We start from the raw sequence: 19,871 nt of genomic DNA, 5'->3' as shown, positions 1-19,871 counted from the left end.
CCTACAAATCGTCAATAGGCCTAGTAATAATAACGTTTAAATATCGCCTGAGGTTTTTAATTACTTGGCTTACCAAATGATAATGACTGCAATAATTTTATTATTTTAAAATACCACACAACAAAACAATTAGAGTATACACTGAGCCAATTATTTGTATTAAACAAGGGTTACAATGAAGGAAAATATGCAGACATTCATCGCTTTATTGTCAGCAGATGACGATAATGATTTACGCCAACATTATTTAGCTTCAAGTGAGTCGGAAAATATCATTCAATTAGCTTATCTATTTCAACAAGGAATAGCGCAAGTCGCATCGTTTGATTTTTATCAACAATTAACCACGACATTAATAGCCAGTAAAATTTTACCTGTTGCGCTTATCGCACAAATTAAAACCAACGACACATTGAGTTTTTTTACCCCTGCCCTTCAGGTACAAGACAACTTTACAAAAACAGATCGCAGACAGCGCAATGCTTTACATTATTTATTCGCTGGCAATAAAGTAGTCGCCAGTACCCCACCCTTTATTTATTTACGTTCAATGATGTTATTTGGCAGCAATAATACCTTACGTGATGCACTCTGCCAGCGTGACCACGAAAACTTAACTCCCATTGAAGTTTATTTATCGACTAATCAAAATTTAATTTCGCTAGCGCCGCACGAACTTACCGCATTATTGGCCTTAATAGAGATTGAAAGTAAACAACAGCCCTTAGCCACAACCAACTACTCAAAGGTAATTAAAGTGCTTGCTGAATTATGTTCTCGTCAAGATAAGCACTTTGACAGTGAGCTACAACGTCTTATCTTGGTCGCTATCTACTACAAAAAAGCCATTAACGATATCGTTAATGGCTTACACTAAATTCCAGTTGGCGTTATCGCAATGATTATTGAGACTTATTACCTTGTAAAAATTGTTTAACGACTGCTACTGTTGCCTGAGGGTTTTCTTCGTGAGGTACATGCCCTAAATCATCAAAGACAACTAATTGACTGTTGATAATATCTTTCTTAAATTTCATCGCAAGCTTGATGGGGATGAGCTTATCCTTTCTTCCCCAAATGATAAGCGTTGGTACATTTATTGTTGAGATTTTTTTGGCTAAATCCCCGGGTACCGTCTGCTTAAAACGTTCTTTTAGAGCGTTACGATTTCCTTCACGAAGCGTCAAATCATAGTACCTGTCAACTAATTCACTGGTGACTAAGTCAGGGTTTCCATAAACATTCTCAACACTTTTTTTCACCAAAGATTTAGGTAAAACGTTTTTTAATAACCGGCTCGTTATCGGATTTTTAGACAATTTAAAGGCTAAGGGTAAAGATTCAGACTTAAAAGGATAGCCACTCGCGTCGACTAAAATTATTTGAGAGACTCGCTCTGGATATAACACTGCGGTAGCCCAAGCAATATACCCGCCTAAAGAGTTACCTGCTAATACACTTTTTTTAACCTTTAACTTATCTAACACAGCAATAACAACTTCAGCATAATGCTCAATAGTGTAATTATTTTTAGGATCGGGGCCGGTCAGACCAAATGCAGGTAAATCAAAGCGAATAACTCTGCGCTGTGTTTTTAGTTCGTCAACCCAGCCATCCCATGTATGTAATGACGCGCTCGTACCATGAATTAAGACAATAGGATCTTCATCAGACTTTGGTCCTTCATCTCTAAAATGTATATTCATACCGGCAATCTGCATAAATTGTGATGGCTCAGCAGCCCAGCGCTTGCTGAGTTCAGCGACTGACTTATCAGGTGCTTGATTAACATAAAGATAACTGGTAAATAAAACGACTACGCTTAGTAGTATAAACAGACTAATTTTTAAGATTCTCAAGAGATTATTGGCCTTTTTCTCTATATATTGTTGATGAAGATTGATTGTAGCTGAATTTATTCTATCAGTAACAGCTACAATGAATAATCATCCCGGGTAAATATCCAAACATTAACAATGCCATAATGATAAGTCGTTATTAAGCATAATCGTAATGACCTCCCGACTTAAGGGCTTTTTGATAGGCTGAACGGGCTTGAAAACGCTTAACGTAAGCGGTAATTTCTGGGTAGTTATTGTCATTAGAACTTTTGGCAACCCAAGCCTCTAGAGGAAAACTCATTTGAATATCAGCACCAGATAATTCTTCTCCAGCAAACCACTCATTATTTTTTAAATGGCTTTCGATAAAGTCTAAGTTCCCGGTAATATTTGGCCCAACATAGCCTTTCATTACTTTTTTCACAATCCCTCTAGCAATTGGCTTAACAAAAAATGGCATCGTACTTTTCAATATTTTTTCAAAGATAATTTTTAGTAATAGTTGTGGCATCAATGTTCCCTCAGCAAAATGTAACCAGTAAATATACTGGCGATGTGCTTCTGTGCCAATATCGGGAGTAAAATCATCACCACCATAAGTTTGTGCAAGGTATTCAATAATGGCTCCAGACTCAGCAACAGTAATGCTACCATCAGTGATCACTGGAGATTTACCCAATGGATGTACTTTCTTTAAGGTGTTAGGCGCTAAATTTGTTTTTAGGTCTCGCTCATAACGCTTAACTTCATAAGGGACGCCAAGCTCTTCTAAAGCCCAAAGCACCCGCTGCGAACGTGAGTTATTAAGGTGGTGTACAACAATCATAGTTTTCCCCATTAAGATAAAAGCCTAAAGCCAACTATTGTACTATAAATTGCTATCATGATTTATTCGTGATGACCGCAATCAATAGTACAATAGTGCTAAGTAAATATTATTTTAATAGCTTTATTGCCTGGCGTCGCATACGATTGAACCACATAATTATACTATCGGACTATTTTAATGCTTTGGACATCCAGTGTTGTATTACGTCGAGATATCGAGCAGCACCAGCATAACCTGCATGAGTTTGTCGTTTGTTTAAAAGGTGCTGTAAGCATAACGATTAATGACGAAAGCCATCAAATTTTAAGCGGACATTCCGTTTTTATCCCTGCTGAATATCAACATTCAATCACGATAGATAAAAACACCGAAACAAAATTACTGTTTGCATGTATTGCTCCCCCGTCCTTTGATAACTTGTCAACACCCGCCAACAGTTTGTATTTAAAAACGTTATCTAAAGGAGGATTTTTAACTAACAATCTCAATTCAAGCAGCCAGCACAGTACGCAAGGAATGCAAAAAATGGCCAATGAACTCGAAATACAAACCATTTCGAGCTCACCATTAAATGTTTGTTTAAAAGAGAACCTCTACTTACGACTATTACTGATCCATATCAGCAACGCCGGTTACGAGCAGCAAGCAAATGCACAATCATCTTTGCGAATGACCAATGCTCAAGATTGGATCAACAATAACTACACTATGGATATCACTTTAGATAAGGTGGCAAAGCAAGTTAATCTATCAAGAAGTCATTTTGCTCGCCAATTTCGCCAGCATACCGGTTTCAGTTTTATTGAATATCTTTTAAAACTGCGCTGTGATGCCGTTGCTAAAAACCTTGCTAGTTCCAACACCGATATAACCGAAATTGCTTTTGCTTCGGGCTTTAGTAATCTGAGTCATTTTTACCGACATTTTAAACGCCGCTACGGGATAACTCCTGGTGCTTTTAGGTTAATGATTAAACACCAAGGGATAACACTGAGACCTTAGGCCGCTGTAAGAAATTTCTAACTAAGCAGTGTTTTACCCTAAGTGTTTTCCCCTAAGTGTTTTCCCCTAAGTGTTTTCATCGATATATTAGCGCAAATATATACTTCAAAACCCTGTAAGCTCAAATATAATAAAGTTCCCCTTGCAAGGGGGCGAGATAGAGTGACACAAGATTCATGCAATGTGTTGCCGGAATACTTTTTTCAAAGTAACCACAGCAGGAATTTGTCTATGCCAGATAAGTTTATCGCTTGAGAGCCTGCTTAGATTTACGATTAAATGAGTATCGATTATCAGAATTATAAAGGGGAGCTAAGATGTAAACTTTGCTGAAGTCTTTACGGGTAATGGGGATAACGTTGAGCAGGTATTATGCAGGATAACAAAAAATAAAATCGAGCACGATGAAGATAACGAACACCTACTTCAGCATGCTTTAAATCAGCCTTACTTGAGGGAACTACTCGGCACTTAAGTACCGAGTTTTCTCGACGACACTGATAAATTTAACCGAACTTTAGTCATAAGTATTAAATTTATTAAACTTTATAATAGAGGTTAATTCATCACCATATTCTGCACCCTTTTCAGAATAACGGTCTAACTTTTTAACTAAAGAGTAGGGGTCATCAGTTTTTAGTCGTAATTGCCTAAATTTCTGAAAGGCGGCGCTGCGTCCAAGGGTTCGATAGTAGCCCCTTACCGAGGCTTTAATAGAAGGGTATCTTTTTAGCCAAATGGTTTTATCACCCCTTTTTTTCAGTGCCGCGATTCTAGGTTCATCTTCATCGAATGACCAAACACCAAAAATATTATTAGCTTCATTAAAAAAACGAGAGGTTGCCCAAGAACTCTCCATTGCCGCTTGTGCAATAGCAATACTTTTAGGGTGAGGTTTAAGTGCCATTAACAGCTCATTATCAGTTTTGGCTTTATATTCTATTTTCAGTTTTTCTATCATATCGTTATCACTACCTAACTTAAGTGACTCTGAAACGTCAAGATATTGAACCATAAGTTCATCATAAACTTCGTCTATTGCAGGAATAATTAAATTTTTAAAGCGAGCCTTTTTCTCTTGTACTGTCATTTTTGGCAAAGTAGGTTCATTTGCGCCATAGAAATAAATCGCTGTCGATAATAATAATATTAAGGGGATAAGTATCAATAATGTTTTTGACTGAAAAGCAGTTAATTTCATGGCAAGCCTTGTAGTTAGAAATATATTGTTAAGTATAAAAAAGCGGTTAACTTTCAGGAAGTATAGCATAAAGTTCGCTAAATTTTTAAAAGTAAAGTTATCTAGTTCTGCAGTCTCGTGTCATAAAAAATTTACTTGTTTGATAAACAGCTGTGAAAAATTATTTTTCGTCTATTTTTCGTCTATACTCATTTTACTTATTTATTATCCTATTAACTAACATATGCAGCTAAAACTATTTTTATTAATCATCAGTTTGTTATTTACTCTGCCTTCCTTTGCTCAACAAAAAATCACCATTGCCTTTGGTGATGCTCTTGCACCTTGGGTAATGCCTGAAACTAACGACGGTATAATAATAACTTTAATAAGAGAGGCCTTAGAGCCCGCTGGCTATGAAATAGAAGCAATTTATTATCCATATGCTCGCCGAATAACATCATTCAGAGCTAAGGATGTTGATGCGGCCTGTGACATGAACTTAAAAACAATGACCAAAGAAAACCTTACCGGTTTCTTATCTGATGAAGCTTATGCTTACGAAAATTTTGCCTTCGCATTAAAAAAGCATAATTATAAATTTACTCACCTGAATGAGCTAGCTTCATACTCTTTATTGTCTTGGCAAGGCGCCAAAACACATTTGGGTGGAGAGTATGCCGTAATGGCCAACAAAAACCCGCTTTATCTAGAGAATCATGATCAAGAATTACAGGTTAAAATGTTATATCTAGAACGTTTCGATATCATTCAGCTAGACCTACAAATATTTAAACATTACCGAGCTAAAATTCAAAAAGAAGGACAAATCAATACCCATTTATTAGTGGATAAATTCCCACTTTTTGGAGCAAGCCCTAATAATATTCTTTTTCATGATAAAAAAGCCAGAAATGCCTTCAATAAAGGCCTTAAAGAATTAAAAGCGAATGGTCGTTATGAAAAAATATTCGCATCGTATACCTTAGGTAACTAGTGAGTTATTTACGGATTATAGCCTCGCCTCTAAGGATGACGAACCATTAGCGAAAAGTGCTCAACGTTTAGTGGTTTATTCTTATCATCCTCGTCTCAATATTACTCATCAATTTTGCACAAAGATAAAAATGCCTCCGCTATTTTATATCCGTTAGCTTAAACAAAAATATTACAAGGTTAGCTTCATAGCTACTTATGCTCTATATTTTACGTAAAAAAGACCGTTAGTTTAATCTGATCTTGACCAGAATATTAAGCTTAATGTAAAGTTAGTTTAAATGAGCTCATCGTTCATCTTAACCATTATTTCACTCAACTATTTTAAAGGGCAATGCTATAGCGAAAGCATTTTTTTTACGCTAATAGCCACTTAAGTCTGGACTAAATGACTAAAATTAAAAACATACAAGATGTCTCTTTTGGCACCCCTATCGGTATATCGATGGGCAATGTAACCGCTTATTCTAGCGATTATGATACCGTAGACCCATTAATCTATAAATCGCGTAGTCACTTTAGAAGCTATGTAGATGATATTTATATGGGACATAAATGGCAATGTGTTGAATTTGCTCGTCGATGGCTTTACACCAACAAAGGTTATATTTTTAACGATGTAGCTATGGCTTACGAAATATTTAATTTACGTTCCGTGAGAGATATTGTAAATAATAACGAACTCGCCTTAAATGCCTTTGAAAATGGCGCAAAGAGATTACCTGAAGTAGGAAGTTTACTAATTTGGGATGAAGGTGGAGAATTTGAAGAAACGGGTCACGTAGCTATAATCACTGCAGTTTTTAACGATAAAGTGTATATCGCCGAACAAAACATGGCCTTTGCACCTTGGCCCAATGGGCAAAACTATTCGCGTGAAATAAAAGCAAAATTAGGCAGTAACGGCGACTACTGGCTACACTGCCCCTCTGATGGGTCAACCATTTTGGGGTGGTTAATACAAACTGATGATGAAACAGATGCGCTGATTTCTTCTCTGCCAGAACCCGCCGTGTTTAATATTGAAGCTTGTACTGCGCCAGCACAAAATAAAGCCAATACCCCTTGGTTAAACCTCGCCAATGACGACGAATATGCATTTTTTCAAATGATGGCTGGCCATAGACTGTCATGTGATGATGCAAGCGCTTTACGCTATTACCGTATATCACCCCAAGCTCATTTAGCACTAGAAACGGCCACGGATGAACTGCATCAAATGTTTATGCATGCTACCGATTACGTGCTGGAACATCCAGAGCTATTGGAAAAATTCGGCTTACCCAAAAACCTAAATGAAAAAATTAAGCGCTCATGGTCTAACCGCGCTAATCAATTAGTAACAAGCCGTTTTGATTTTTCAATGTCTGAACATGGCTTGAAGGTCTACGAATATAATTGTGATTCGGCATCATGCTATATGGAGGTTGGAAAAGTACAAGGTAAATGGCTAAAACACTTCCAAGTAAAAGGAGGTACTGATGCAGGCACAGACTTATTTAGCCATTTAGTTAAAGCTTGGCAAGCTCGTGCTATCGACTCCGTTATTCATATATTACAAGATGATGACCCCGAAGAAACCTATCATGCACTCTTTATGAAAAACGCCATAGAAGCGGCGGGTCATCAATGTAAAATATTGGTAGGGATTGATTCATTAACGTGCAATGAAAATAATGAAATTGAAGATTCTGCCGGCATAAAGATTCAATGGATATGGAAAACATGGGCGTGGGAAACTGCACTTGACGAAATAAGAGCAAATCAAGATGATGTCACTAATAAAGCTCAGCATAAAAAACCGCATAAACCTAGCTTATCTGACGTACTACTAAACGATAACATTATGGTTTTTGAGCCACTTTGGACACTTATTCCTAGCAACAAAGCGATTTTACCTGTGCTATGTATGCTATTTCCAAATCATCCCTACTTGTTAAATACCAGCTTTGAATTAACTGATGAACTTAAGCAAACTGGCTACGTAAGTAAGCCAATCGTTGGCCGCTGTGGTGCAAATATAAAGATAATAGATGAAAACAAGCAAGTGATTGCCGAAAAGTCAGGTAATTTTGAAACAAGAGAGCAAATTTACCAAACATTGTTCCCCTTGCCCTATGTCGAGGATAAATATGTGCAAGTTTGTACTTTTACCGCAAATGGCCATTATGCCGGTAGTGGTGTAAGAGTCGACTCGTCAATGATTATTGATAAAGATAGTGATTGTTTAGCATTACAATGTAAACATGACGTATAAAAATGTTTCTTGCGCTAACATTCAGCATATCTGCGCTTATTTCAACCGTATCTAGGATATTAACTTGCAATTATTAAGTATATTAAAAAATATTAAAAACTTTTTATTAACGGCATTTATTGGTGGAATGGTTATATTATTGCCCGTTGTTATTGTCTTTAAAGTCGCTTTTTGGCTATTAAATTCACTTTCAATGGCCTTTGAACCGATATCTACTTTTTTCTCAACACAATTTGTCTCTCACATCCCTTTAGCTGAAATCCTTGCGTTTACTGCAGTGTTTTTATTGTGTTTTATCATAGGACTACTCGTACAAACAGTATGGGGACGCTATGTTCATGGCCAATTAGAACAACGCTTACTTGTTCCAATTCCTGGTTATACGCTGATAAGAGATATACTGAGCCAGTTTAAAAATAAAGATGGTGGTTCTTTTACGCGCCCAGTAATGCTTAAAGCATTTCAATCTGAACAATTAGTTTTGGGTTATATTACTGACGAATTAGAGGATCATTTTGCGGTATTTGTGCCTACTAGCCCTAGCCCATTTAATGGTTTTGTTATTTTTGCTCCTAAAGCAGATGTTAAACACATTGAAGGTAGTGCTAAAAGCGTGATGAACTTAATCGTCGGCTGTGGTGTTGGCTCAGCTAAAACATTAACAAAAGATCATTTTAAAAACCCTTAACTTTACCATGTGTTAATGCGCCAATTTACAAAGCAAAACCAATAAGATAACGATTTATTTTTGGTGCTAACGAAAATTTTGTGAGTTAACTCAGTAAGTAACTCGTAATGACTATGGAATTTAATGACCCATGAATACATTAGAAGTGGAAAAAGAACGGATATGCCAGATAAGTTCTATTCTATACAGCGCTAGCCAACCGATTAGAATACTCACCCATTTAGAATGGAATAGAGATATTAAACAGAAATTCTTTGCGGATAAGTGTAAAGAGCTACCTAAGGTTAGCTACCCTACTTTTGATCCTAGTAAAACCTTAAGTTTAGTGAGTGAAGCTAGAAGCTTGATGGGGAATTCAGACATAGATGAATGGCTAAAGCGCATTTCAACTAAGCTTGAACATGGTGCTTTGATGATGGGATCGGTAGGCACTAAAAAGTTTTATGAATTTTCTGAGGCGCTTTACGGTAAACCTACCAACCCATTTACTGACGGTAAATCAACACCGCTTGAATTAGCGAATATTTTTGACAAACAAATTAGTAGTTATGCTAGTTACAACTTTGGTAGTCCACCACCTATGTGTTATCTAGCTTCAGATATCGCTGAGCAAATGCAAGCAGCCGTGACTAAAATGTTTGGTACAGATGCGCCAAAAGTTGAAGTGGTTGATGAGCTATCTGCCAACGCGTTAGCAAACCCAAAGTTAATACGGATTAGGAGGACAGCCTGTTTTACTGATCTTGACGCGCAACAACTCATTAATCATGAAGCCCATATTCATGTTGCCACTTCGATTAATGGACTTAATCAGCCGCACCTTAAAATATTAGCCGCTGGTCATCCTGGGACCACTAAAACACAAGAAGGCTTGGCGGTATTTTCTGAATATATCACTAATTCTATCGATTTAGATAGACTGCGCAGACTAGCTGACCGTATTATCGCGATACAAATGTCGATTGAAGGTGCAGACTTTTTAGAAGTGTATGACTACTTCTTAGGTCGTATTGGCAATGAATCACAAGCTTATGAAAATACTCGGAGAGTTTTCAGGGGGGGTGTTTTAACTGGCGGCGCCCCCTTTACTAAAGATGGTGTTTACTTAGAAGGACTTATCCGCGTGCATAATTTCTTAAAAGCTATCGCCGCTAATGGTCGAGCAGATTGTCTTAAGTTATTATTTTGTGGAAAATTAGATATTGAAGACATTCCAGTATTATACAAATTAGAGGAAATGGGGCTATGCCAACCAGGTAAATACTTACCACCATGGGTTGAAGACGCACGCTATTTATTAGCTTACTTAACCTGCTCTGAGTTTCTCAATAAAATGGATATGCCTAAAGTTTATAGCCATTATGATGAGTTGCTGCACAGCATTCCAAAAACGTTCAATTAACGTTGCGAAATACAACAGCTACTAGCTGCCATCAAACTTATATATGATAGCGGTTAATGCTGTTGTTAAAACAGCGTTACTTATGCAAAAGTTAGTGGTCGTCTTTATATTTTTCATAGACCTTTTCAAAATTCCCTGGATGTGCGGCAAAAGCAGCAAGCACCTTAGGGTCGAAATGCTCAGGCATGGTTCTACCATCACCTTCAATAATTATTTTTACTGCCTTTTCATGACTAAAAGCAGGCTTGTAAGGACGTTTTGAACGCAGCGCATCATAAACGTCACACAGCGCCATAATACGAGCAGACAATGGAATATCTTCACCAGAAAGACCATTAGGATAGCCAGTGCCATCCCATCTTTCGTGGTGATTTAATGCGATTTCAGCGCCCATTTTGATAAAAGGAGAATCCCCCTTTTGCAGGATTTTTGCGCCAATAACACTATGCGTGTTCATGGTCTCACGCTCTTGAGGTGTAAAAGGCGTTGTTTTGAAAAGAATAGCATCTGATATACCAATCTTACCAATGTCGTGCATTGGGCTCGCATAAAACAATGCTTTATTCATTTTTTTACTCAGACCAAGCAATCGTCCTAACAGATATGAATAGTGTGCAATACGGCGTACGTGTGCCCCGGTCTCCTCATCCTTAAATTCAGCAGCGCTGACCATAGTGATGATAGTTTCCTTATAAGAATTTTCAAGCTTAACCGTACGTTCTTTAACCTTGTCTTCAAGTTTATTGTTGTATTCTGTAAGGAGATCACTGTAATCCTTTAAGCGCAACATATTCCTAACCCGTAATATAAGTTCAGCTCGGTCGATTGGCTTAGTAAGAAAATCATCAGCGCCTACTTTAAGTGCCGTCAATTTAGCCGCATGCTCGTCCTATCGAAGTCACCATAATAATTGGAATATACATGGTCTCAGGATTAAGTTTTAACCTTTCAGCAACTATATTGCCATTTAGCCCAGGCATCATGATGTCGAGTTAAGGTTTGATAGCGTGCTCAATAAACAAAACACTTAATATAGCTAATTCATTAATACTCAGCTTGGGGTAAAGCATAAGTAGCTTTAATCGCTAACCGTTGCGGTGCAATATCATCGAAGGCCTTTTGATATAGTGCTATCACGTCATTGGCTGTGTTTATATTGAAAGCAAAGTAGTTACCTACCTTATTGACCTGCCAGACCTGTTCATAGTCAGTTTCATCAAAGCCAAGTTGTTCTGCTAAATGAGCGAAACCATGTATAGAGATAACAATCATGTCGACACGATCTGATTGCATCATTAAAAAAGCTTGTTTTAAGGAGGAGACTTTTGCCAAGTTAGAGGAAGGGAAACCCACTTGATTAAGCGAAATTTCTGAGATATCGCCTGCTACGGTGGCAACTTTACGATAAAAAACTTGCCCTAAATTAGCGAACTCAAAGTTTTTTGATTTTTTGGCCATTAGTACATGAGTAGAGTGAAAAATAGGCCCAACCCATTTAAATAAACCTTCTCGAGCTTGAGTTCTAGAAACGGTAAACAAAGCGCTGTTGGCTTTATCTAAGGTAAATCTATAGCCACGTGCCCAGGGAACAACCAGAATTTCTTGTTCTGCAATGTCTAAATGTTTCCATAACGCTTTTAAGGTCTCTACTGAAATTCCCTTAAGCTTATCATTAACTAAATAATTAGCAGGAGGATAGTTTTCAGTATAAAAAGTAATATTTTTTGTTGGCGATAATTGTTGAAGTGCTTGTAGCGGAGCAATCACAATAAAAAATAGTAAAATAGACTTAATAATAAATTTATTCATTAAAACTGAATCCTCCACCACGACAAAACAAAATTAACAGACTTTATTATCAATTAACGTCAACCTTATTTATAGTCAATATATCTTGCCATATCAACGTTATTGATGGTGGACTGAGCTATGTGCTGTAAATAAAGTACGGACTACATTTATCAGCTGACTATAAAACTATAACTAACTTAACATATTGTTTGAGTTTATTATTTTAATTAGTAACTTTTTTAGTGTACAGGAATTACTGGCTATAATCCTCGTTGCCATTCTTGACGAAGCGGAATTTCTGTAGAATGCGCTAATGCCATTTGCACCGTATTAACTAGTTTCTCTTTATCTTTCCCTAAAATGCCCTTTAAGACTAAGTAATTTGAAGCATGATCAGACCTAAAAATAGTTTTTTCTAATTCCAGAGCGGATAACAATGTTGCCATTTCAATAAATAACTCTTGCTGACTTAGCAGTCGATAGGGTTGATATTGTCGGTCAGTAAAGTTTTTAGCAAAACGTTCTTGCCCTAAAGGAAAGCTAACCACGAGTGTCGATAAGTAGTCGGGTTGTGCTTCATTCATTAATTTAGCTGAGTTAATGGCATGCTGTTTGGATAGCTCAGGTCCGCCAAGTCCATTTAAGATCATCACTGAACTTTTAATACCTGCTTGCTTAATTTTGTTGAGCGCAATTAAAGAGCTTTGATAGGTTTCGCCCTTGTCAATTAATTGTAAGACCTCATCGTCACCGCTTTCACAACCAACATACAAGAGAGACAAGCCTAACGCCTTTAACTCTGCTAGCTGTTCAACCGTTTTATTACTGACGTTTCTTGGTAGACAATAACTTGCAACACGAGTGACTTGCGGAAAATATTGCTTTATTAGCTCAAGTATTTCTTTCAAGCGTTTAAACGGTAACATCATTGCGTCACCGTCGGCTAAAAACACCCGACCAACCGGTAAGCCTGAGTCGACAACTTTAATCATCTCTTCTTCAATTAATGCGACTTTTTTCGGTTTAAATTTTTTATTTTCGGCCGTATACATTTCACAAAAAGAACAATTATTCCAAGAGCAGCCATTGGTAACTTGCAAAATAAGGCTCTTCCACTCACTGGGCGGACGAAAAACTGGCTCTATATATTTAAGGGGATACATTGGTCACTCACTTTTTAGATCACTTTAGATAGCTACACATCATCGAAAAAAAGTAGCAAATTCAACCTGAAAATATTCAGTTAAATCTTACGACCAATCGCCTCTATCTTTAAAGACTTTCGCTTCACTGGTGCTATGGGTTTGGTTGTAAGTTTTTATCTTTTGATTTTTACCTAACATAACTTTTAATTGATAATAAGTTTCACGGGCTAAGGTAAAACGGTCACTTCGCCACCAAACATGATTATAAAGTTTTTTAACACCTGCAACCGCATCCGGTGATTGCTGGCAAAGTTTATCTGCTAAGCTTTTTGCTGACACTAAGGGATCAGCACAAATATCGGTAATTAACTTGAATTCAAGTGCTTGCTGCGCAGAAATTTCTTGACCAGTCATCGCCAACAACTTCGCTTGATCTGCTGGCAAGTGTTCTTTAAGTGCCAAAGTGCCGCCCATATCCGGAATGAGTCCCCACCTTGCCTCTAAAATAGATAAAGTAGCACTGGGCTCAACAAAGCGAAAATCGCCACCGAGTGCTATTTGTAAACCGCCCCCCCAAACTCTGCCATGTAATGCCATGATCACCGGAGCAGGAATTTTACGCCAGCCCGTTGATACACGTTGTGCTAAATTTGATTGACCGGGTAACCATTTAAACAGGAGTTTAAAGATATTAACCGGTGCTTTCATCACAGACTTAACATCTAAACCACTACAAAAGTCGACACCCTTACCATGAACAATTACTGCTCGCAGTGATTTATCTTTTTGTAATTGTTTTATAATTTTATCAAGTTGATAAAACATCATCATATTAATAGCGTTATGCTTATCTGCACGATTAAGCGCAACATAAGCAATGTTGTTTTCGATAGTTAACAATACGGTTTTTTCTGGCATACTGACCTCTGGTTAGACCAGAATAAAATAACCTTGTCGACATGAGATGTAAATAAATAAAACAAATAAAAACAAATAAAAACAAATGAAACTGGAAGCATAAAGATGGAACATTATTTTCAAGGTAAAACAGTCGTTATTACCGGTGCATCTGCAGGTGTTGGTGCAGAAACTGCCCGAGCCTTTGCCAAATTGAAAGCTAATTTGGTTTTGTTAGCCAGAGGACAACAAGCACTCGACGAGATTGAAAAAGAACTTAGTGTTGAAACTTCGGTGTTAACCATCAAGATGGATGTCGCTAATTCAGCTGATTGCCAAAAAATGCTAGAGAGTGCTCAAGAGAAATTTGGCAGTATTCATTATCTTATTAATAATGCTGGCTATCATCAACGCGGTAATGTTGAAGATAATACCGCTGAACAATTAGCAAAAATGGTCGATGTAAATTTACGTGCGCCAATAGCACTGTCGGCATTAATTTTACCTTATATACGCAGCAGTATAACTAATGGTGGCTTTGGCGGCATCGTTAATGTTGGCTCTTTAGCTGGTCGAACACCATTACAGGGCGCTGCAACCTATTGCGCAACTAAGTCTGGGCTGCGTGCATTTACCTATGCCCTTGCTGATGAATTAAGCGGTTCGGGGATTAGTATTGGTTTGGTTTCTCCGGGGCCAATCAATACTGGCTTTATTATGTCTGAAATAGATGAAGTAGAAGATATTGTATTTTCTCAACCGATGAGCAGTCCACAGCAAGTCACTGAGGCAATAATCCGCGTAGCCAAAGGGGAGCAAATCGAGATTTCATTACCTCGTTCGAGCGGTTGGTTAACTACTGTTTCTTATCTGTTTCCTTCACTAAGACGCTTTCTAAGGCCGGCACTTTATAAAAAAGGTCGAAAAGCAAAAGAACGTTATCGAAACAAAAAAGAATAAAGGCAAGTACATTGTCCGCATATCCGTATATAATATGGCTATAACTGTTTAGTAAAAAAGAATCTCATGACGCTAGAAGACGAACAACTCAATAATCCCTTGCACGGGCTTAAATTAGATACACTCTTAAATGAAGTGTATGATCATTATGGTTGGGAAATTCTAGCGGAATATACCAATATTAATTGTTTTAAAAACAAGCCTAGTATTGAATCTAGCTTAAAGTTTTTGCGTAAGACCGAGTGGGCACGTGAAAAAATGGAACGTTTTTATTTATATCAATTTAAGAACTTGCCTAAAGCTGATGATGAACAATATGAAATTCCACCGCGTCTGCGAGTGATACCAGCACGCCAGAAACCTAAAGACCCTGCCGTACTCATTTTAGGACAAGCCCCTATCCCTACAATCAGATCATCCAATTTTTCTGATAACAAACCTTCATCACAAGGTCGAGATAGCAGAAGTAATAGCAGTAAGGGTAGCTATAAAGATAAAAGTGAACAGGGCTTTGCTCGTCGTACAGAAAAACCTGAACGCTCAAAGCCATCTAGTGCATCTTCAAATCCTTACTCTGATTCTCCTAAGTAACATCAATATAAGCATTCAAGTGACAGATTTACTAAAGGGTTAATCTGTCAACATATCAATAAATTTCAAACTAAAATTATAAATATCTCCAGGCCATCGCGCCGATAAGTAGTTTCTATCTTTAACGATAAAGCCACGTGACAAGTGCTGTAAATCATCACGAGCTAATGGCAAGCTGCCGGCAACAAACTGAGTTTTACTGGCAAGTGCTGCCACTAATTCATCTTCTGTGGTTGTTTCTGGATACGTTAAATAATAATCATCTAACCAAAGTCGAGTTAATTGGAAAGCCATAAGCTCTTGACGCTTTAATAGCCCGGTACATTGATAATTATAGATGACCGATTTTTGACTTTTGGGATCAATACTTCTCGCTGGAATTAATACGCCATGACAAACAGCCGCGACGGGTTTATTTTCATTAAAAAAATCAACCACCAATCTTTGTAATACCTCTGACTCTAAATATTCTTTTACCCCTTTGTCATGCCCACCCGGTAATAATAATCCATCGAAGTCACTGGCTTTCACATCGGTGTAAAATAAAGGCTTATTAAATTCAGCTGATTGTTCCAGTTGACGATAGGCATTTATGGCATCTTGTCTAGCCTGTAATAAGGGTTTTAGCAAGCCCAAACCTTTTCCAGTCAGCATAATATCGTCAGCCGTCGCGACCTGGCCATCAGGTGTTATAAAGGTCATTTCAACCTGCTGTTCTTTTAGCAATAACCAAGGAATAGCGACTTCTGAAGGATCGCAACCATAGCGCGGTAGCGGGATCAGTACTTTTTTGTTATGCATCTTTATTGACCCTATTTAAGATTTATTTGTTAGCCTGTTCTTGTTGCAGGAAATAAGTCCATTGCTGCTCGTAGGCAGACATTTGCTGATGTTTCTTAGTGGCTAAATGCATTTGCTTGTCGTGCTCTGTGGCGAAAGCGCCTGTATGGCAAGCTAAGCATTTTTTATCTTCAGGCACCCTACTTTTACGGTTATAGGTAATATAGTCGTCGCTGTTAGCATCAAACATCGCCTTACAGTTTTCTAGAGGCGCTTGGCTGTATATATAAGTTGTACCTTGAGTTGATTTAACATGTTTATCTCTGTTTACATTCCTGACTTTATAATCTGGAAATTTAGTAATATCAAAGAAAAAACGACCAATATAGTTGATATCGGTATCAGTGATTAATGCTTTTTCAATATTCCATTGCAGATAAGGTTTAACATTCTTTGAAGTGATCAACGCAAGTTTTGCACCGTTTTCATCAAGAAAGTATTGAAAGCAGTTCAACAGATATTTTCTCAGTAAAGCTCTGTTTAAGGTATTAACACTTAATTGCTGGCACTGAGCTTGAAAAGCTTGTTCAGAAGGAAAAGCGGGTAATAATGGAAATTGAAAGATCACCAAATCAAATGATTTTTCAGCTAACGTCCCCCAAGTATTTTCATCAGTGACGTCAAAATCAGTGATGACTTGGCAATTGTCCTGCTGTAACTGCTGATAATAAACATCACCGTACTTTTCCTGTAAACAAGCCATGCTGTCATAGATGGTTGCTGTCAGCTGCTGGGGTTGATGATGTTTAAGTAAAGATGCAGAAAAAGATAAGTCGCCATCGCCAACCGTTAAAACACGCCATTTAGGATCAATATGCATAATGAGATTTATAGAATAATAAAATTAGCATTGTATACCCGTTAACGCGTAAAGTGCAGAATTTCAGTGCTAATTAAAGTGACAATAACAATCGCCAGCTTTTGTCTAAATTGATAACTACTCGCAATTAAGGTACTAGCGTTGTACTTTACTTACGGCATTTTGCCACTGTGCATAAAGACGATTTTTTTTCTGCTCGCTGATTTGTGGCGTAAAACTTTTTTCACAGCGCCACAAGGTTGATAATTGATCAACAGAAGAAAAAACGCCTGCTTGTAAGCCGGTTAAATAAGCAACGCCTAACGCTGTGGTTTCAACGATATCAGGGCGTTCAACCGTTATCGATAACATATCGCTGATAAAATTAAGCAGCCAGTTATTTTCCGCCATACCGCCGTCTACTTTTAAAAATGAGAGCGCTAAGCCATCTTTTGCCATAGCATTTTGTAAATCTTTGCTTTGAAAAGCAACCGACTGCAAAGCAGCAGAAATTATTTCATTTCGACCTGAGTCACGACTAAGGCCTGAAATGACAGCGCGAGCATTAGGATCCCAATACGGGGCACCCAAGCCTGTAAATGCTGGGACTAAAAAAACACCATGCTCAACAACCGTATTTTCAGCAATTTTTTCACTGTCACTTGCTTTATCAATGATCTTTAATTGATCTCTTAGCCATTGAATAGTTGCCCCTGCCATAAAAATACTGCCTTCAATAGCATAAGTAACGTCACCGTTTAAACGATAGGCAATAGTTGTCAGTAGGCGATTAGTTGACTTTAAAGCTTTATTGCCGGTATTTAGCATTAAAAATGCGCCTGTACCATAAGTACATTTCGCCATGCCCTCAGTAAAACAAGCTTGACCAAATAAAGCCGCCTGTTGATCGCCAGCCATCGCTAAAATGGGGATTTCACCATTAAATAAAGATAATTGCGTGACACCAAATTCAGCGGCGCAGTCCATCACGTCAGGCAACATACTTTTGGGTATTGAAAATAAAGCCAGTAATTCATCATCCCAACATTGTTGGTGAATATTAAATAACATAGTGCGAGAAGCATTAGTTGCATCGGTTTTATGAGATTTCCCCGCCGTTAATTGCCACAATAAAAAAGTATCAACAGTGCCAAAAAGTAACTGACCTGCGTCTGCTTTTTCTCTTGCGCCGGGTACATTATCCAATAACCAATTAATTTTGGTTGCAGAAAAGTACGCATCTAAAATTAACCCCGTTTTATCCATAATGCTATTTTTGATGTCTTGACAATCAATTGAATCACAAAAAAAAGCGGTACGTCTATCTTGCCAAACAATCGCATTGTAAATAACAGCGCCAGTATTTTTATCCCATACGAGGGTCGTTTCTCGCTGGTTGGTTATGCCAATACCTAAGATATCGCTAGCACTCAACTGATTTTCATCTAGCACTTTTTGACAGGTACTTAAGACACTCTGCCATAGTTCGTTAGGGTTGTGTTCGACCCAGCCATCTTGAGGAAAATATTGCGGAAACTCTTCTTGGGCACTCGCGTAACGTTCACCTTGGGTGGTGAACAATATCGCCCGTGAACTTGTCGTGCCCTGGTCTATCGATAAAAGATACTTTGCCATAAAAAAAGCCGTCTCCGCTGAATGAATAAAGTTAAGCAGGTTAAACAGATCATGCCACAACTTGCTTGTTGAGCAATTATAAAGGTTTTATCGCCACAACTTGCGTTATTGCTTGGCTATTATTACCCGTATCTGAAATTGTTATCGCTTAAACATATCGATAAAAGATACTTTGCGGTAAAACAAAACAGTCTCCGCTGAATGAATAAAGTTAAGCTGATTAAACAGATCATGCCACAACTTGCTTGTTGAGCAATTATAAAGGTTTTCTCGCCACGACTTGCGCTATAGCTTGGCTATTATTACCCGTGTCTGAAATTGTTATCGCTTAAACATATCGATAAAAGATACTTTGCGATAAAACAAAACAGTCTCCGCTGAATGAATAAAGTTAAGCAGGTTAAACAGATCATGCCACAACTTACTTGTTAAGTAATTATAAAGGTTTTCTCGCCACGACTTGCGCTATGGCTTGGCTATGATTTCCCGTATCTGAAATTATTGTCCCTTCAAAAGAATGAATAATTTGCCAACCAGCAAAATGCTCAAGTAATTCTCCTTTTTTTAATAAAAAATCAGGATTTTTGGGGCGACCAAGAACCGCTTGTCCTAAGGTGAACGTTTCATAAATAACGAGACCATTAGGAACTACTGCCGCTTTAATCTGCTCGATAAGTGGTCGATGTAAGTAGCGAAAAACCATTACGGCACTATAACTATTTTCAACTAATGGCTGAGAAAACCTTTGTTCAAAGTCAATAAGCCAAAAGGTGGCTAATGTTGATTGATATTTATCTGCATCATGACTTATTGCTTGCTGAACATTCGCTAATGACTGCGCGTTAATATCAGCAAAAGTCACCGCTAAATTTTTCTCTAGGCAAAACAAACCATTCCTGCCATTGCCACAAGCCAGATCTAAGATGGGTAATGAATTTTCATGAGGGTTAAGTTCAGGTAAATACTTTTCTAGCAAGGAAGAATGCATAATTTTAGCTTTTTGACTTTTTTCTATGAG

General features: G+C 37.7%; 19 protein-coding genes. 8 read left to right on the top strand and 11 right to left on the bottom strand.

Features of this window, described 5'->3' with window-relative positions; all coding sequences use genetic code 11:
• The first annotated feature begins 187 nt into the window (after nt 1–187).
• A complete protein-coding gene (locus H4J56_RS03985) occupies nt 188–877 on the top strand; it encodes a hypothetical protein (RefSeq protein ID WP_182251915.1) in 690 nt (229 codons plus the stop codon).
• Between the two features lie 25 nt (nt 878–902).
• Here H4J56_RS03985 and H4J56_RS03980 read toward each other — a convergent pair whose 3' ends face one another.
• Both H4J56_RS03980 and H4J56_RS03975 read right to left on the bottom strand, forming a co-directional pair.
• Nucleotides 903–1,859 carry an alpha/beta fold hydrolase gene (locus H4J56_RS03980; protein WP_220465902.1) on the bottom strand — a complete coding sequence of 319 codons (957 nt, stop codon included), beginning with the start codon at nt 1,857–1,859 and terminating at the stop codon, nt 903–905.
• Nucleotides 1,860–1,998: 139 nt separating this feature from the next.
• On the bottom strand, nt 1,999–2,667 hold the full coding sequence (locus tag H4J56_RS03975; RefSeq protein ID WP_182258915.1) for a glutathione S-transferase family protein: 669 nt from the start codon (nt 2,665–2,667) through the stop codon (nt 1,999–2,001).
• A gap of 180 nt (nt 2,668–2,847) precedes the next feature.
• Here H4J56_RS03975 and H4J56_RS03970 point away from each other — a divergent pair, with 180 nt between their 5' ends.
• Nucleotides 2,848–3,672, top strand: a complete 825-nt coding sequence (locus H4J56_RS03970) for an AraC family transcriptional regulator (protein ID WP_182258914.1) — start codon at nt 2,848–2,850, stop codon at nt 3,670–3,672.
• 517 nt (nt 3,673–4,189) lie between these two features.
• Here the strand turns inward: H4J56_RS03970 and H4J56_RS03965 are convergent.
• Complete coding sequence (locus H4J56_RS03965; protein WP_182214882.1) at nt 4,190–4,873, bottom strand: glucosaminidase domain-containing protein; 684 nt, start codon at nt 4,871–4,873, stop codon at nt 4,190–4,192.
• 223 nt (nt 4,874–5,096) lie between these two features.
• On the opposite strand from H4J56_RS03965, the gene H4J56_RS03960 reads away from it, so the two are divergent.
• The 4 genes from H4J56_RS03960 (at nt 5,097) to H4J56_RS03945 (ending at nt 10,195) form a co-directional block, all read left to right on the top strand.
• Nucleotides 5,097–5,849 carry an ABC transporter substrate-binding protein gene (locus H4J56_RS03960; protein ID WP_182214880.1) on the top strand — a complete coding sequence of 251 codons (753 nt, stop codon included), beginning with the start codon at nt 5,097–5,099 and terminating at the stop codon, nt 5,847–5,849.
• Nucleotides 5,850–6,236: 387 nt separating this feature from the next.
• Nucleotides 6,237–8,105 (top strand): glutathionylspermidine synthase family protein, encoded by a 1,869-nt coding sequence (locus H4J56_RS03955; protein WP_182258913.1) that lies wholly within the window; start codon nt 6,237–6,239, stop codon nt 8,103–8,105.
• Nucleotides 8,106–8,169: 64 nt separating this feature from the next.
• A complete protein-coding gene (locus H4J56_RS03950) occupies nt 8,170–8,793 on the top strand; it encodes a DUF502 domain-containing protein (protein ID WP_182221618.1) in 624 nt (207 codons plus the stop codon).
• A gap of 130 nt (nt 8,794–8,923) precedes the next feature.
• Nucleotides 8,924–10,195, top strand: coding sequence for a flavohemoglobin expression-modulating QEGLA motif protein (locus H4J56_RS03945; RefSeq protein WP_182221619.1), 1,272 nt, complete (start codon nt 8,924–8,926; stop codon nt 10,193–10,195).
• Between the two features lie 91 nt (nt 10,196–10,286).
• On the opposite strand, the gene H4J56_RS03940 is transcribed toward H4J56_RS03945, so the two are convergent.
• From H4J56_RS03940 to H4J56_RS03925, 4 genes are all read right to left on the bottom strand, one after another.
• Nucleotides 10,287–11,066 (bottom strand): HD-GYP domain-containing protein, encoded by a 780-nt coding sequence (locus H4J56_RS03940; RefSeq protein ID WP_182221620.1) that lies wholly within the window; start codon nt 11,064–11,066, stop codon nt 10,287–10,289.
• A 173-nt stretch (nt 11,067–11,239) separates the two neighbouring features.
• Nucleotides 11,240–12,004: an ABC transporter substrate-binding protein gene (locus H4J56_RS03935; RefSeq protein ID WP_182214870.1), complete on the bottom strand. Its 765-nt coding sequence runs from the start codon at nt 12,002–12,004 to the stop codon at nt 11,240–11,242.
• A 242-nt stretch (nt 12,005–12,246) separates the two neighbouring features.
• Nucleotides 12,247–13,149 (bottom strand): radical SAM protein, encoded by a 903-nt coding sequence (locus tag H4J56_RS03930; protein ID WP_182221621.1) that lies wholly within the window; start codon nt 13,147–13,149, stop codon nt 12,247–12,249.
• Between the two features lie 87 nt (nt 13,150–13,236).
• Nucleotides 13,237–14,049 carry a crotonase/enoyl-CoA hydratase family protein gene (locus tag H4J56_RS03925; protein WP_182221622.1) on the bottom strand — a complete coding sequence of 271 codons (813 nt, stop codon included), beginning with the start codon at nt 14,047–14,049 and terminating at the stop codon, nt 13,237–13,239.
• Between the two features lie 105 nt (nt 14,050–14,154).
• Between H4J56_RS03925 and H4J56_RS03920 the strand changes: the two genes are divergently transcribed.
• Both H4J56_RS03920 and H4J56_RS03915 read left to right on the top strand, forming a co-directional pair.
• Nucleotides 14,155–14,988 (top strand): SDR family oxidoreductase, encoded by an 834-nt coding sequence (locus tag H4J56_RS03920; protein ID WP_182221623.1) that lies wholly within the window; start codon nt 14,155–14,157, stop codon nt 14,986–14,988.
• A 66-nt stretch (nt 14,989–15,054) separates the two neighbouring features.
• Nucleotides 15,055–15,579, top strand: a complete 525-nt coding sequence (locus H4J56_RS03915; protein ID WP_182258912.1) for a VF530 family DNA-binding protein — start codon at nt 15,055–15,057, stop codon at nt 15,577–15,579.
• A 39-nt stretch (nt 15,580–15,618) separates the two neighbouring features.
• Here H4J56_RS03915 and H4J56_RS03910 read toward each other — a convergent pair whose 3' ends face one another.
• The 4 genes from H4J56_RS03910 to H4J56_RS03895 form a co-directional block, all read right to left on the bottom strand.
• A complete protein-coding gene (locus H4J56_RS03910) occupies nt 15,619–16,380 on the bottom strand; it encodes a type 1 glutamine amidotransferase domain-containing protein (RefSeq protein WP_182258911.1) in 762 nt (253 codons plus the stop codon).
• Nucleotides 16,381–16,402: 22 nt separating this feature from the next.
• Nucleotides 16,403–17,239, bottom strand: coding sequence for a class I SAM-dependent methyltransferase (locus H4J56_RS03905; protein WP_182250663.1), 837 nt, complete (start codon nt 17,237–17,239; stop codon nt 16,403–16,405).
• Nucleotides 17,240–17,374: 135 nt separating this feature from the next.
• Nucleotides 17,375–18,853, bottom strand: coding sequence for a glycerol kinase GlpK (gene glpK, locus H4J56_RS03900; RefSeq protein WP_182258910.1), 1,479 nt, complete (start codon nt 18,851–18,853; stop codon nt 17,375–17,377).
• 436 nt (nt 18,854–19,289) lie between these two features.
• On the bottom strand, nt 19,290–19,841 hold the full coding sequence (locus H4J56_RS03895; RefSeq protein ID WP_220465901.1) for a methyltransferase domain-containing protein: 552 nt from the start codon (nt 19,839–19,841) through the stop codon (nt 19,290–19,292).
• Nucleotides 19,842–19,871: the final 30 nt, after the last annotated feature.

It is taken from the genome of Colwellia sp. BRX8-4, from assembly GCF_014077345.1.
Taxonomy (GTDB): domain Bacteria; phylum Pseudomonadota; class Gammaproteobacteria; order Enterobacterales; family Alteromonadaceae; genus Colwellia_A.
The sequence above is the reverse complement of the archived record's forward strand: the minus strand, read 5'-3'. Positions and strand labels throughout refer to the sequence as shown.